We start from the raw sequence: 12,544 nt of genomic DNA, 5'->3' as shown, positions 1-12,544 counted from the left end.
CAGCTGAACGGCATTCGCCACCCGATAGCTGACCGCCCGCTCCCGACCCCGAAGCCGCCTGTCAGCGAAGCGCCGCCATGCCGGCCCTTGATCTGGTAACGGCTGCATCAGCGGAATACGGTACGTAGGCACAGTGCGCCAACTGCGGGCGGCGCACGCCGTGGAAGCGGACCTTGCTTAGCCGTCCGTCGCGGCTCTAAGGTCCAAGCTCGAACATCCAACAGCTTCGCCAGCATCATCCTTGAGGCGGTCGTTGCGCCGGGTTCGATCTGGAGATTTGTGAGATGCGCTCGGGGGCCTGGATACGTCGCCTTAGAACTATCCGGGGGATGAAGCAGGAGCACTTGGCCGAACTTCTCGATATTAGTCAGCCGACTTTGTCTCGCCTTGAACGCGGCCTGCTCCCGCCGACAGGCCAGCAGATCGGAAAGCTCGAACAACACCTGCTGCGCCCGAGCCAGTCTGCTGACACGATATTGGCCAGGCTCATCAATTCGTCGACCAGCCGAGTGCACCTGATTGACGACCGAACTCATCATTTACTCGCGGCTTCTCCCGCACGCTGGTCGGAATGGCACCTCGATCCACCCGAAGCACTGGGCAAATCGCTCCTGCTCTATGCATCCCCAGAGATTGAGGCGGCAGAGCGCAGCCTGAACTCGATCGGATGGTTCGATGACGTTGTTGCGGAGATGGAATTCGCGACAGGCGCGAACTGCGATCCTGAGGTGCCGATCTCTGCCGGCATGGTTCGTTGGGAGAGGCTGCTCCTTGCCGACGGCCGGGCCGTTCGACTGACCACGTCACTTCCCGCATAAAATATTCCGCAGACCTGCAGCTCTTGTCTTGCATTGCTCAGACGGGCACATGCCAGGCATGACTGCACCTTCACGCATGCCGCTTTTTCTTGTTGTCGCCGCCTCAACCATCGTCGGGATAGCGGGTGTGGACTTGGTGTTGCCAGCGGTCCCGTTGCTGCCGGAAAGGCTTGGCAGCGATACGGCTCGCGCGCAACTGGTTCTCGCGGCTTATTCGCTTGGCACAGCGTTGGGCCTCCTCGCCTTTGGCGAACTCGGGACCAGGATCGATCAGGTGCGGCTGTTGACGTCGTCACTCGTCCTCTTCGCTCTGGTGTCCGCCATCGCGACAACGGTTTCCCAATTGGACAGTTTGGTCGCTTGGCGCTTTATCCAAGGAGCATTTGGAGCGGCCCCAGCCGTGTTCGCGCCCGGCATTGTGCGCTCCATATTTGGAGACGAGCATGCACCCAAAGCCATGGGGTGGCTCGGTTCTGCGGGGTCCCTTGCGCCAGCGCTGGCGCCCATCGCGGGATTGTATCTTCTCGGGCTTGGCGATTGGCGGCTGTCCTTCTGGGTCTTGGCTGGAGCTGGGCTGGCGTGCGCGGTGGCATCACACGTGCTGCTGCGTCCATTTTCCGGGAAGCGCAGCTTCGCCAAGGGCAGTTACATGTCCTTGGCGCGAAAGCCTCTGTTCTTGCGATACTGGATCAGCCAGTCCCTCTCGCTAGCAAGTATCCTTATCTTCGTCTTTGGCGCTCCGGCCGTATTCGTCGAGCAGGGCTTCGGAATGGAGGCGTTCCTTGCCCTCCAACTGGTAGGCGTTGCAACCTTCATTGCGGGGAGCCTTTTGTCGTCTGGCATCGCCGAGCGCATCGGCGCGCCGAAACTGCTCTGGCTGGGCACAGGCCTCCTAGCCGCGACCTTCGGGCTGATTTTCCTCTCTGCCGTGACGGGCTACGGCAGCATCGAAGTCATCCTACCCCTCTTTGCCCTCAATGGCCTTGGCTTCGGCCTGCGCGCCCCAATCGGCTTTCACCGGGCAATCGTTGCCGCAGATGGAGACGATAGTCGGGCCGCAGCGCTCGTCGTCCTTCTTGTCCTCATGGCGGCAGCCCTTGGGACGGCGGTCTTGGCACCTCTTCTGGCGCTGGGCCTCGCGCCCCTTGCCGGATTCGCGGCATCGGTCTCCTGTGCAGCGCTTGCAGCCCTTCTCATCGTCCGCTCTCATGAAAGATAATCATCCGAGCAGAAACGATATCTCTGTGTGGATGCGACATCCGCAGCGGGGGTATCAAGCGGTACGATAGCAGAGCTCTCAGACCTCCTTGGTCGCCACGCTGAACTTCCTTTGGTCGCTCGCAACCGCTAGTCCTCGTCAAGTGCCACGGAAACCTGGGCAAGGGCCGTGCGCAGCCAGCGATGCGCGGGATCACTGCTGCGTCGTTCATGCCAGACCTGAACAAAGCGGAAGGGCGGGATCGGAAAAGGCGGCTCGAAGACGGCGAAGGCCGGATCGTGCTGCTGGGGCGCCAGCGTCCGGCGCGCGACGGTGAGAAGGAGCTCGGTCCCGACGATCAGCCGAGGTGCCGTCCCCCAGTGGGGCAGCGTGACGGCAATGCGGCGCACATGGCCGGTCGCGCGGAGGGCCGCCTCGATCTCGCTAGAGCCGTCCTCCATGGCAACGAGCATATGAGGCCTGCGTAGATAGTCAGCGATGTCCAGATGATCGCGGCCCCCAAGTGTTTCCCGGTCCGCAAGGCAGGCGAAGCGCTCGACGAACAGCACCTGCGCCTCCATCCGGCCAGGCAGATCTGGAAAGACGCCCAGTGCCAGATCGCAGTCTCCCTCCAGCACCCGGCCCAGCATGGCTTCACGGCCCGATTGGGTGATCGTCAGATCGACCCCGGGGGCCTCAAGCCGTAGCTTCCTCACAAGGCCGGGGAGAAGGACGGCGGAACCATAGTCGGACATCGCAAGGCGAAACGTCCGTTTCTCTCCCGCTGGGTCGAAGCCTTTCGGCCCCAGAACGTCCCGCACCTGTCGCAAGGCATCGGCCAGCGCAGGGGCGATCTCCAGTGCCTTCGCGCTCGGCACCAGACGGCCGTCGCGGCGGATCAGGAGAGGGTCATCGAAGAGATGGCGTAGACGCCCGAGGGCGTGGCTGACGGCCGGCTGGCTCATGTGCAGCCGCGCCGCCGTCCGCGACACGTGCCGTTCCATCAGCAGGGCATTGAGGATGACGAGGAGATTGAGATCAACGCCCCGAAGTGTATTCGCATCGTGCATAACGAGAATGATACATCGGAATTTCCATCGACCAAGCCTATAGGGGATGAGGGTGGGCATCGGAGGTCCGCCATGCCAACCAACGCCGTGCTTCTCACCCTCGCCGCTGTCATCGCCGGAGCGGTTGTTCCGTTTCAAGCGGGCGCCAACGCCGCGCTCGGACGAGCGCTCGGCCACCCCCTCTGGGGCACGCTCGTCTCGCTTTGTGTCAGCTTCGCCTGCATCCTGCCTGTCATGGTGCTGGCGAAGACGGGGACGCCGAGCCTGTCGCATCTGGCGCAGGCGCCCCGCTGGATATGGATCGGTGGCCTTGTCGGGGTGGTCTACATCACCGGCGCGCTTTTGCTCGCGCCGAAACTCGGCGCTGCCGGCTTCGTCGTCGCGGCGATCGCCGGGCAGATGCTTGCCTCGATCGTCATCGACCAGTGGGGCCTCGTGGGCCTGCCTCGAAAGCCGTTGTCACCCTCACGTCTGGTCGGTCTCGGTCTGGTCTTTCTTGGGCTGATCGTGATGCAGTTCCAGGGGCTGGGTGCAAAACCACCCGCCGGTTCGTGACATGGGGCTTTGCGCCCCGTGCCGTGGCTGCGGAGAGGTCCGCACGGAGCATAAATGACGATGCCGGGCGCGGGACGATCCGGGCAGGCCTCTAGCGGGCCTGACACCGGCGGTCGCACTGGGTCCGCCCGCGCCCGGAGGCCCGCAAGGCCGGCGCCGGTACGGTTCGATGGGAAGGTTGCCGAGGGCGTGCCCGTTCGACCGCAGTGATCAAGTCGCGCGAGCCATGGCTCTTTTCCAATGGCGATGAAGAGCCGATACATCCCCGCTGGTAAGAAGGGGCATGGCATCCCGCAGTTCGTCATCGCTCCAGTCCCACCAGCGAAGCTCCAGAAGTTTGGCGATGGCAGAGTCGTCGAACCGCTTCCGGATGATCCTTGCCGGGTTGCCGCCAATGATGGCGTAGGGCTCCACATCCTTCGTCACGAGCGCGCGCGTGCCGATGACCGCGCCATCCCCGATCGTGACGCCTGGCATGATGATCGCCTCGGAGCCGATCCAGATATCGTTGCCGATCACCGTGTCGCCCGCCGGTTTGTAACCGTTCTTCGCCCCGGCGAAGGCCGGCACGTCCGACATCCAGAAGAACGGAAAGGTGCTGATCCAGTCGCTGCGATGGCCTTGGTTCCCGGCCATGATGAAGGCGGCGCCCGAGCCGATCGAACAGAACGAACCGATGATGAGCTTGTCGGCGCCCTCGTCCGGCAGCAGGAAGCGGGCGCAGTCGTCGAAGCCATGCCCGTGATAATAGCCGGAATAGTAGCTATGGCGCCCGACCCGGATGTTGGGATGGGTGACGAGGCGATCGAGGGTGATGCCCTTGAACGGGCTTTCGAAGACGTTGTGCATGAGAAAATCCGAAGGTTCGCAAGCCGCGCATGCGGCGCCGGTTTGCCCGCTGTCGCGCAGGCGAACACCGACAGGCGATCGACAGGATCGCCCGTCCCCGCTTCTCACGTCAGAAACGCGGAAGCGCGATGCCGGTGGTTCGGTCCGCAGCCTTCATGAGAGGACCATGGCCCAGTCGATGCGGCATGCCAAGGCGGCATCGCAACGCATCCGTTCGGGGCTGGGCATGCCCGGAAGCGGCTAAAGCCGAACTTCACGCGCCGGTTCTGCCGGCCCCTGTCGACCATGGCGATGATGGAAGGCTCCTGAACACGAGCCGCGAGCCACGCGGCTTGCCCTGCCGCCGGGCCGTGCGCTCACCGTCCTCTGCCGGGGCCGCCACCGCTTCCAGAACGCGCACAGGCTGGAGGTTGCGAACTTCTCCCCCCAGCCCGAGGCGCGGAAACATAGACGACACCCATCTATAGTATCTCCTGCACAAGGCGCCGCTTCAGCCGAGATGATGAATCCATACGGCTGCGATCAGCAAGCAGATGATGGATGTCGGGACACCTGCGCGCGCGAATTCGATGAAGCCGAGCGCGATGCCGCGCTTGCGGCATTCCTCGGCGACGATGATCCCAACGAGGCTGCCGAAGACCACCGCGCTCGACGAGAAGCCGGTGCCAAGGACGATGGCGGCACCCAGCGCTTCCGGTTCGTGGCTGCCGGAGATGAAGGGGGCCACCAGCATGACCGCCGGGTTGTTGCCGACAATGTTGCTCAGAACCGCCACGATGAGCAGCATGGACGGCGGGTCGTGAAGATCGAGCCCGCCGTCGCGTAATCGCGCCAGCATCTGTTCCGGCAGACCGGTGGCGGTGAACGCCGCATTGACCACGAACAGCCCGAACAGCAGCAGCAGCAGATCGCCATTGACGTGGTGCAGGAGGTTGCTCGACGCAATTCGCCGGCTAACGAGGAGCACGCTGGCGCCCATCAACGCGATCAGCATATGGGGAACGTCGGTAAAGATGAACGCCGCGACGACGGCGAGGGCAACCACGCCGGCCTTGATCGTCTCACCCCGGCTGAACTTCACCGGCGCATCGGGGGCGCTCGCGGCCACGCTTCCACCCGCCGGCCGGGCCGCATCGGGCAGTGACCAGCGGCCGCGATAGCACATGGCGATCACGACCCAGATCAGCGGCAGGCTGAGTGCGGCCGGCGGCGCCGCCGCCACCATGAAGTCAACGAAGGACAGGTTCAACGTCTCGGCGACAATCATGTTTTGGGGACTGCCAAGAAGGGTCGCCGTCGAACCGAAATTGGCCGCGAAGCAGAAGCCGAGCAGGAAGGGGAGTGGATTGAGCTGCCGCCCCAGACAGATGGAGCACAAGATCGGCGCCATCGCCACGGCTACGACATCCTTGTTCAGAAGGGCGGCCATGACGCCGGAAACGGCGATGAGGATAGCCAAGAGGCCCTTGGGGCCCACAACGAGGTGACCGATCTTGTTGGCGATCCAGTCATAGAAGCCGGCGACCATGAAGGCCGCCGACACCGTCATCAGGCCGAAGAGAAGGCCGATGACCCGGTAGTCGACCGCCGCCCAGGCGGCGGCGGGCGAAATCTCGCCCGACGCTATAAGCACCATCGCCCCGACGGTGGCAGCCCCGGTCCTGTCGAGGCGAAAGCCCGGCAAATGGCCAACGCCCATGGCGACGTAAACCAGTACGAAGATCGTGAGCGTCAGGTCCATGTCACCCACTCTCCCCGGCGGAACCGGATACGCGGCAGGCATTCCTGGCAAAGGGCAAGGGCCGGGTGTTCGTCATGAGCGGACGGAGAGCGGCGGTCGGCCGCTCCCCTTGCCGGGGGTTACTTCGGATTACCGCGGTCCATGTTCCAGAGATTATAGGCGCTCTCGCCATAGAGCGGCCGGTCGAGCCCCTCGACCTGGATGACATCAGGCACGCGCAATACGCCCATCGCATCAAGCACCTTGAGAAGGACATAGGTGACGATGCCGGCATAGGCGGCGACGACGACGACCGCGAGCAGCTGGACACCGAGCTGGTGTACACCGGCCGTCACTTGATTGATGTGCGAGCTTGCCAGCACGCCGATCAGGAGAGCGCCCGTCATGCCGCCGACGCCGTGCGCCCGCCACACCTCAAGGGAATCGTCAATCTTCAGCCAGGCCTGCACATGCTTGGCGTGGTAACAGGCGGTGGCGCCGATGGCGCCGATAAGCAGCGCGGACATGGGTTCGACATAGCCTGAGGCGGGTGTGATGGTCGCAAGCCCTGCGACCGCCCCGACCAGCACGCCGGAGAACGAAGGCCGGCCCGTCTTCAGCCATTCCCAGAACATCCACACGAGCATGGCGATGGAGCCGGCGAGCATGGTGTTGGTGAAGGCATAGGCGGCGAGCGCATCGGCGGCGTAGGCACCGCCCGCATTGAAGCCGAACCAACCGAACCACAGCAGGCCCGCTCCGAGGGCCACCAGTGGAAGGCTCGCGGGTTCGGATTCGCTCTCGCCGGGGGCGAGCTTGCGCTTGCCGAGATAGGCCGCCGTCACCAGAGCGGAAAAGCCCGCAGACGTGTGGATGACGATGCCGCCCGCGAAATCGACCACGCCCAGCTTGGCGAGGAAGCCGCCGCCCCAGATCCAGTGGGCTGCGGGCAAATAGACCAGGATGGTCCAAAAGGCGATGAAGAAGAGATAGGCGCCGAAACGGAGCCGCCCGACAAACGCGCCTGTCATCAGCGCCGGCGTGATGATGGCGAACATCATCTGATAGGCGAACACCATGATGAACGGGATGTTCGGCCCATAGGTCGGATTGGGCGCGATGCCGACATGGTACATGCCGAAATAGGGAACGATGCTGCCTATAACGCCGCCAATATCGGGACCGAAGACGAGGCTGAAGCCACCGAATACCCAGATCAGCCCGACGACGCCCATGCAGACGAAGTTCTGGATCATGATCGAGAGCATGTCGCGCTGCTTGACGAGTCCGCCATAGAAGAGCGCCAGGGCCGGGGTCATCATGCACACCAAGGCGGTGCATAGGAGAATGAAGGCGGTATCGCCCGCATTGATCGCTTGCATCTCATTTCCCCTTCTTCAAGGCGCCGGTCGACCCCAGTGGCCAACCGCGCGAAGCTGGAATTCAATGGGTTAGCAGCCGCCCTGGCGTGTGATGCGTGCCCAGAGGCCGTTCTGTCCGCGCCATCACATCGCCCTCGTGGATGGGGGCGCCTCGCCGTGCTCACGGCCGATCATATGGTCGGCCACAGGCCGGTGCGGGTGCGGAGCAAGAAGCTTCTTCGGCGCAATGAAGAGATACATCGTCAAGACGTAGGGGGCCGTGAACGAGGGAATGCCGGCCGGCGCGACCATCACGTCGAGCGCTCCCTGCACGAAAACCGTCGTCACGGTCGCCAGCAGCGCATAGGCGGCTACTTTGGGCGATGTCTGCAGGAAGATGACGCCGACAGCGAGGGCGGTAAGCACGGGGCTGAAGCCGTATAGCCCCTGGCTGACGACCGCCGGATCGGCGCCCATGCCGATGGCGACGGCCAGCGCCACTAGCGAGCCGGCAGCAGCGGCGATACCAGCCGGCACCGAGGCGATGAAGATGCCGACCAGGATGAGTGCGCCGGAGATTTCACTGCCGAGCAAGAAGACCTGGCCGATGTTACGGAAGAAGATCTGAACCAGCTCCAGCGGCTGGGGAAGGGGCGCCAGCCTTTGCACATAGTCCGTGGCAAGCTTCGGGGCGTCGCCGATGACCTGAAGGCCGCCAAGGAGTGGGCGCCGGCAACCATCAGCCAGCCGGTCAGCACAAAAGGTCCGGTCGAGCCGGGAATGCCCCACTTGGCCGTGAGGGTTGCGCTGAAGGCCGCGGTAACCACCGTGCTCGTGGCGGCACCGATCACCACATAGGCCCAAAGCTGCGGCGTGACGGCGATGAAGGTCGGCAGGGCGGCGCCGACAAGGACACCGTTGAAGCCGAAAAGGCCCGAGGCAACCGATTTCTCGTCGCAATCCAGCAGCCGGGCCGTCAGCGTCGCAACCACAACACCGATCAGCGCTCCGATCGTGGTCGCCCAGACACCGGTCACATAGGACGCATAAGCTATGGCGACCCAAAATAAGAGTCCCGTCAGCGCGTTCTCCAGAAAGAAGACCTGGCTGGTTCCCTTGAGAAGATCGGTTCCGATATTTCTTTGCTGGCTGTCCATGAGGCGGTCTTTCTTTCAGCGCCAAAGAAATTCCTGCGGAAGTGTACGGCCGCGCGCCTCCTCGCGAACGATTTGCCAGAACCGGCGCACCTCGTTTCGAACGTCATAGGTCTCCATGCCCACCGCACGCAGCATGATCCCGGCCTCGTTGGGCAGGCGACAGACACCGGAAATGCCGCGCGGCGCCCCGGCGGGAAAATGGGTCTCGAACCGTTCCTTGATGCGGGTCGCCACGGGCGGCGGGGTGAGGCACATAATGTTGGCGAAGGCGTCGAAGCCCCCCCATCACCGCGGGATAGTCGACGGTGGGTTCGTCCTTCTCGATCAGGATCTTCTCGGCGAAGATCTTGCGGCCGTCCGGCCGACGCACCGCGACGGCGAGGGACAGGAGATCAAGTCCGAACCGCTCGTCGACATGGTGGTGCTTGCGGCCCGCGAGGACCATCTCGCCATGCAGCAGCGTCGCGTCTTCCGCGACAACGATGTCGGTCTGGTTGATGAAGCGGGAGCCGCGATAGGGGATGGTGAAATCGGGCAGATACTCCAGATAGGCGCCGCTCTCGAGCGTTACGGCCTGATGCTGGGAGGCGTAGTTCGCATCCATCTGGTGCACGCGATTGGCGCTCTGCGTCGTGACATGGGCGCACGCGCCCTCGCCGACGGAGATGTCGATCCTGTACCGGTCGCCCTGAAGGATGCCGCCTCCGATCGCGATGATCGAGCAGATCGGCAATTCCGGCATCGCCTCGTCCCAGTAGAGCGCCTGCTGCACGAGCAGCGGCGTCACACGGTAGAGGTCGTGCAGGATCGAGCGCCCCTCCCGTAGCGAGAAGCCCAGGCGCAACTCGCCGACCTTGCCCGGGGCAGCGGCGCGCATCTGGGCGGGCTCGGTCTGGAAGCCGACCAGTTCGCGCGCCGTGTCGAGTTGCCCCAGTCTCGCATTGAGTCCCATGTGTCAGGCATCCACCGGAAGGCGCGACGTCACCTTCACATCGAACAGCGCCATATCGAGGATGAGACGAATGAGATCGTCGATGCCTTCGCCTGTCTTGCAATTGGTGAACAGGAACGGTTTCGTGCCGCGCATCAGCCGGGAGTCGCGGTCCATCACATCCAGGCTCGCGCCGACATAGGGAGCGAGATCCTTTTTGTTGATCACGAGAATGTCCGACTGGCAGACACCGGCGCCGTTCTTGCGCGGGATCTTGTCGCCCGCCGCGACGTCGATCACATAGATATAGAAGTCGGCCAGAGCGGGGCTGAAGGTGAGGGTGAGATTGTCACCCCCGGACTCGATAAGGATCACGTCGCTATCGGGGTATTGTTCCTCGAGTTCCTCCACCGCAGCGATGTTCATCGAGGGGTCTTCGCGCACGGCGGTGTGCGGGCAGGCTCCCGTCTCGACGCCGACGATTTTCTCCTCGATCAGAATGCCCCGCAGCGTGCGGCGCACCTGCTTGGCATCTTCGGTCGTCACCACGTCGTTGGTGATGATCAGCGGCTTGATGCCAAGATCGATCAGCCGCGGCGTAATCGCCTCGATGACCGCGGTCTTGCCCGATCCAACCGGGCCGCCAATGCCGATACGGGTGATTTTCTTCATGAGCCGCTCCTTTGCCGATGGCGCGTCAGTTCATGAACAGACGGACATGGGTGGTCGTGTGGTGCGCGACGAGCACGTCGAAGACCGGCGCGAAGGAGGCCATTTCGTCGAGCGAGAGCTCACGCACGGCCTGGTAATCGCCTTCGACGCGCCCTTGCGCCGCGAATAGAATGCGCTGGGTTTCGATGTGATCGATGCGCATCAGCCGCAGCGCCGCGCTAAGGATCATGGAGGCGATGCCGTATTGATGCATGACGAAGGCTTCGCTCTCATCAACCCCCATATGGGCAAGCGCAATCGCCTGGCCGATGGGAAGGCAACCCGGCGTTTCATTAGCGCGGATGGCGTGGAGCCAGCGCTGAAGCATCGGGGAAGGCATGATCTTAAGTACCAGTTCCCCGAATTTCTTGCCGACCCGGGTCAGCATCAACTGCTGCTCTTCGCCGACACGCCGGCAGAACAACTCGCTATCCGCGGCCAGCACTTCCCCATAATCGTCGGCCAGCGCGGCGCGGTGCGCGTGCAGCAGCGCGATGCCATCCATGCGCGCCGTCTGCCGCAGAATGAGGTCGACATAACGCAGCAGACTGTCGGGATCGGAGACGGCGCCGGTCTGCAGCGCCGATTCAAGCCCGTTGGAAAAGGCGAAGGACCCGATGGGCAGCGTGGAATCCGAGAACTGCAGCAGGCGCGCGAGATGCGCCATGCCGGAGGAGCCGCCATTCTTTGGCGTCACTGCGTCCATCGTCAGGTCACCGGTGTGTGCGAATGATCGTGGCCATGGTGATGGCCGTCGTTGTGACTGTGGCCATGCGAATGACGGTGAGGCTGCGTATCCGGCGAAACATCGTGATGGTGATGGGGCGTCGCGTCGGCCCCGGCGAAGAGCAGGCGCACTTCCCGTGCATCCAGCTTGGCGGCGATCTCCTCACCGGGCGCGAAATACGTCTTCACATGATCGAAAGCATGGGTGCGCATGACCGATGCCATGACTTTCTGATCGACGGATAGCGGGACATAGACCGTGGAGTCCTTGACCACGGCCGGCCAGTGCTGGTTGCCGAGGCCATGGCCCAACTCGAAGCAGGTGCGCAGGATTTCGCCGGGCGACAGCTTTTCGAGCCCTTCGAGTTCGATGACCAGAACGTCCTTGAGGGCGATCCGCGCCGCGACGATCAACTTCGCTTCCGCGTCATAGTGGAGGATGTCGCCATCGTGCAGGTGCTCGGAGCGCGGCAGCGAAATGGCGATCTCCACTCCGCTCCCCGTCGTCTTGCGCAGCCGGCTCTTGGGCGCTTCCCACTGCTCCAACACCAGCAGATCGACGGCCGCGCTGCGGGCGCGTTCCTGCCAGATGGCGTCGCGGAGATTACCGAGCGTGCTCTCGACGAGAATCATGTGTGTCTCCCTGGAAACCCGGCGTCAGGCGGGACGCGACGCGAAGGCCGAGCCACGTAACGCTGTAGCCGACGACGAGACTGGCGATGATGTAGAGAAGTGAGAGGCCGAGTTGGCCGGGGGTCGTGATCTCCGAGTAGGCTCCGAAGATGAATGTCGAAAAGGTGGACATTCCCCCACAAAAGCCGGTCGACACCAGGAGAGTGACATTCTTCGACATCCTGCCGGCACGACTAAGTCCAAAGATGAAGCCGAGCAGGAATGACGCGAGGACATTGGCGACGAAAACATCGACCGGAAAGGCCGTGCTGTAGCGTCCCAGCATGAGCATGGAGAACTCGCGGGAGATCGCCCCCAGCCCCCCGCCCACGAAAACACTGAAAACCGGCCACCACATCGTCGCGCCCTACGCTTTCGCCAGCGCCACGCCGATGGCGGCGGCAAGCAGGCCCGTGGCCACGGACGTGACGAGATAAATCAGCGCGAGCCCATGCCGCCGCGCCTCCGCCATCTGAACGGCATCGAGTTGCATGGTGCTGAAGGTGGTGTAGCCGCCGAGCGCCCCTGTCAGCACAAGCGACGAGATGACGTCGCCATAGCGATGATGCCATGTCACCGCGAGCAATGTCGCGAGATAGGCGATGACGAAGGCGCCGGTGACATTGATGACGAAGGTGCCCGCCTTGAACGGGTGGCTGACGTGCCCGTCGATGAGGCGGCCAATCTGCCAGCGCAGCAGAGACCCGATCCCGCCTCCCAACCCTACCCACACGATGTCGATTGCTTGCATCGGCTGTCTGCCATCGAGTTGAGGC

At 63.5% G+C, this 12,544-nt stretch carries 12 protein-coding genes and 2 pseudogenes; 3 read left to right on the top strand and 11 right to left on the bottom strand.

Going from position 1 to position 12,544, the window contains the following annotated elements; all coding sequences use genetic code 11:
• Positions 1-284 precede the first annotated feature (284 nt).
• Positions 285-818, top strand: coding sequence for a helix-turn-helix domain-containing protein (locus ACO07Z_RS09095; RefSeq protein WP_421698425.1), 534 nt, complete (start codon positions 285-287; stop codon positions 816-818).
• A gap of 76 nt (positions 819-894) precedes the next feature.
• Positions 895-2,037, top strand: a complete 1,143-nt coding sequence (locus tag ACO07Z_RS09090) for an MFS transporter (RefSeq protein WP_421698424.1) — start codon at positions 895-897, stop codon at positions 2,035-2,037.
• 128 nt (positions 2,038-2,165) lie between these two features.
• Here the strand turns inward: ACO07Z_RS09090 and ACO07Z_RS09085 are convergent, their stop codons facing one another.
• On the bottom strand, positions 2,166-3,146 hold the full coding sequence (locus tag ACO07Z_RS09085) for a LysR substrate-binding domain-containing protein (RefSeq protein ID WP_421698423.1): 981 nt from the start codon (positions 3,144-3,146) through the stop codon (positions 2,166-2,168).
• Positions 3,147-3,158: 12 nt separating this feature from the next.
• On the opposite strand from ACO07Z_RS09085, the gene ACO07Z_RS09080 reads away from it, so the two are divergent.
• Positions 3,159-3,641 carry a DMT family transporter gene (locus ACO07Z_RS09080; RefSeq protein WP_421698422.1) on the top strand — a complete coding sequence of 161 codons (483 nt, stop codon included), beginning with the start codon at positions 3,159-3,161 and terminating at the stop codon, positions 3,639-3,641.
• 210 nt (positions 3,642-3,851) lie between these two features.
• Here ACO07Z_RS09080 and catB read toward each other — a convergent pair whose 3' ends face one another.
• The 10 genes and pseudogenes from catB to ACO07Z_RS09030 form a co-directional block, all read right to left on the bottom strand.
• A complete protein-coding gene (catB, locus tag ACO07Z_RS09075; protein WP_421698421.1) occupies positions 3,852-4,490 on the bottom strand; it encodes a type B chloramphenicol O-acetyltransferase in 639 nt (212 codons plus the stop codon).
• Positions 4,491-4,980: 490 nt separating this feature from the next.
• Complete coding sequence (locus ACO07Z_RS09070; RefSeq protein WP_421698420.1) at positions 4,981-6,231, bottom strand: SLC13 family permease; 1,251 nt, start codon at positions 6,229-6,231, stop codon at positions 4,981-4,983.
• Positions 6,232-6,350: 119 nt separating this feature from the next.
• Positions 6,351-7,592 (bottom strand): ammonium transporter, encoded by a 1,242-nt coding sequence (locus tag ACO07Z_RS09065; protein ID WP_421698419.1) that lies wholly within the window; start codon positions 7,590-7,592, stop codon positions 6,351-6,353.
• A gap of 123 nt (positions 7,593-7,715) precedes the next feature.
• A pseudogene (gene yut / locus ACO07Z_RS09060) lies at positions 7,716-8,728 on the bottom strand (urea transporter).
• A gap of 15 nt (positions 8,729-8,743) precedes the next feature.
• Positions 8,744-9,680, bottom strand: a pseudogene (locus ACO07Z_RS09055) (urease accessory protein UreD).
• Positions 9,681-9,683: 3 nt separating this feature from the next.
• On the bottom strand, positions 9,684-10,331 hold the full coding sequence (ureG, locus tag ACO07Z_RS09050; protein ID WP_421698418.1) for an urease accessory protein UreG: 648 nt from the start codon (positions 10,329-10,331) through the stop codon (positions 9,684-9,686).
• 25 nt (positions 10,332-10,356) lie between these two features.
• A complete protein-coding gene (locus ACO07Z_RS09045) occupies positions 10,357-11,037 on the bottom strand; it encodes an urease accessory protein UreF (RefSeq protein WP_421698417.1) in 681 nt (226 codons plus the stop codon).
• Positions 11,038-11,078: 41 nt separating this feature from the next.
• On the bottom strand, positions 11,079-11,729 hold the full coding sequence (ureE, locus tag ACO07Z_RS09040; protein ID WP_421698416.1) for an urease accessory protein UreE: 651 nt from the start codon (positions 11,727-11,729) through the stop codon (positions 11,079-11,081).
• A complete protein-coding gene (locus ACO07Z_RS09035) occupies positions 11,701-12,126 on the bottom strand; it encodes a CrcB family protein (RefSeq protein WP_421698415.1) in 426 nt (141 codons plus the stop codon). Before ACO07Z_RS09035 ends, ureE begins: the two co-directional genes overlap by 29 nt.
• Positions 12,127-12,135: 9 nt before the next feature.
• On the bottom strand, positions 12,136-12,519 hold the full coding sequence (locus tag ACO07Z_RS09030) for a fluoride efflux transporter FluC (RefSeq protein WP_421698414.1): 384 nt from the start codon (positions 12,517-12,519) through the stop codon (positions 12,136-12,138).
• Between the last annotated feature and the right edge of the window lie 25 nt (positions 12,520-12,544).

Source organism: Ancylobacter sp. (assembly GCF_965229075.1).
GTDB lineage: Bacteria > Pseudomonadota > Alphaproteobacteria > Rhizobiales > Xanthobacteraceae > Ancylobacter.
Note: the sequence above shows the minus strand (reverse complement) of the source record. Positions and strands in the feature narration are given on the sequence as shown.

Coding starts and splice junctions, on each gene's coding strand:
- ACO07Z_RS09095 (WP_421698425.1), top strand. CDS start 285: ATGCGCTCGGGGGCCTGGATACGTCGCCTTAGAACTATCCGGGGGATG.
- ACO07Z_RS09090 (WP_421698424.1), top strand. CDS start 895: ATGCCGCTTTTTCTTGTTGTCGCCGCCTCAACCATCGTCGGGATAGCG.
- ACO07Z_RS09085 (WP_421698423.1), bottom strand. CDS start 3,146: ATGCCCACCCTCATCCCCTATAGGCTTGGTCGATGGAAATTCCGATGT.
- ACO07Z_RS09080 (WP_421698422.1), top strand. CDS start 3,159: ATGCCAACCAACGCCGTGCTTCTCACCCTCGCCGCTGTCATCGCCGGA.
- catB (WP_421698421.1), bottom strand. CDS start 4,490: ATGCACAACGTCTTCGAAAGCCCGTTCAAGGGCATCACCCTCGATCGC.
- ACO07Z_RS09070 (WP_421698420.1), bottom strand. CDS start 6,231: ATGGACCTGACGCTCACGATCTTCGTACTGGTTTACGTCGCCATGGGC.
- ACO07Z_RS09065 (WP_421698419.1), bottom strand. CDS start 7,592: ATGCAAGCGATCAATGCGGGCGATACCGCCTTCATTCTCCTATGCACC.
- ureG (WP_421698418.1), bottom strand. CDS start 10,331: ATGAAGAAAATCACCCGTATCGGCATTGGCGGCCCGGTTGGATCGGGC.
- ACO07Z_RS09045 (WP_421698417.1), bottom strand. CDS start 11,037: ATGGCGCATCTCGCGCGCCTGCTGCAGTTCTCGGATTCCACGCTGCCC.
- ureE (WP_421698416.1), bottom strand. CDS start 11,729: ATGATTCTCGTCGAGAGCACGCTCGGTAATCTCCGCGACGCCATCTGG.
- ACO07Z_RS09035 (WP_421698415.1), bottom strand. CDS start 12,126: ATGTGGTGGCCGGTTTTCAGTGTTTTCGTGGGCGGGGGGCTGGGGGCG.
- ACO07Z_RS09030 (WP_421698414.1), bottom strand. CDS start 12,519: ATGCAAGCAATCGACATCGTGTGGGTAGGGTTGGGAGGCGGGATCGGG.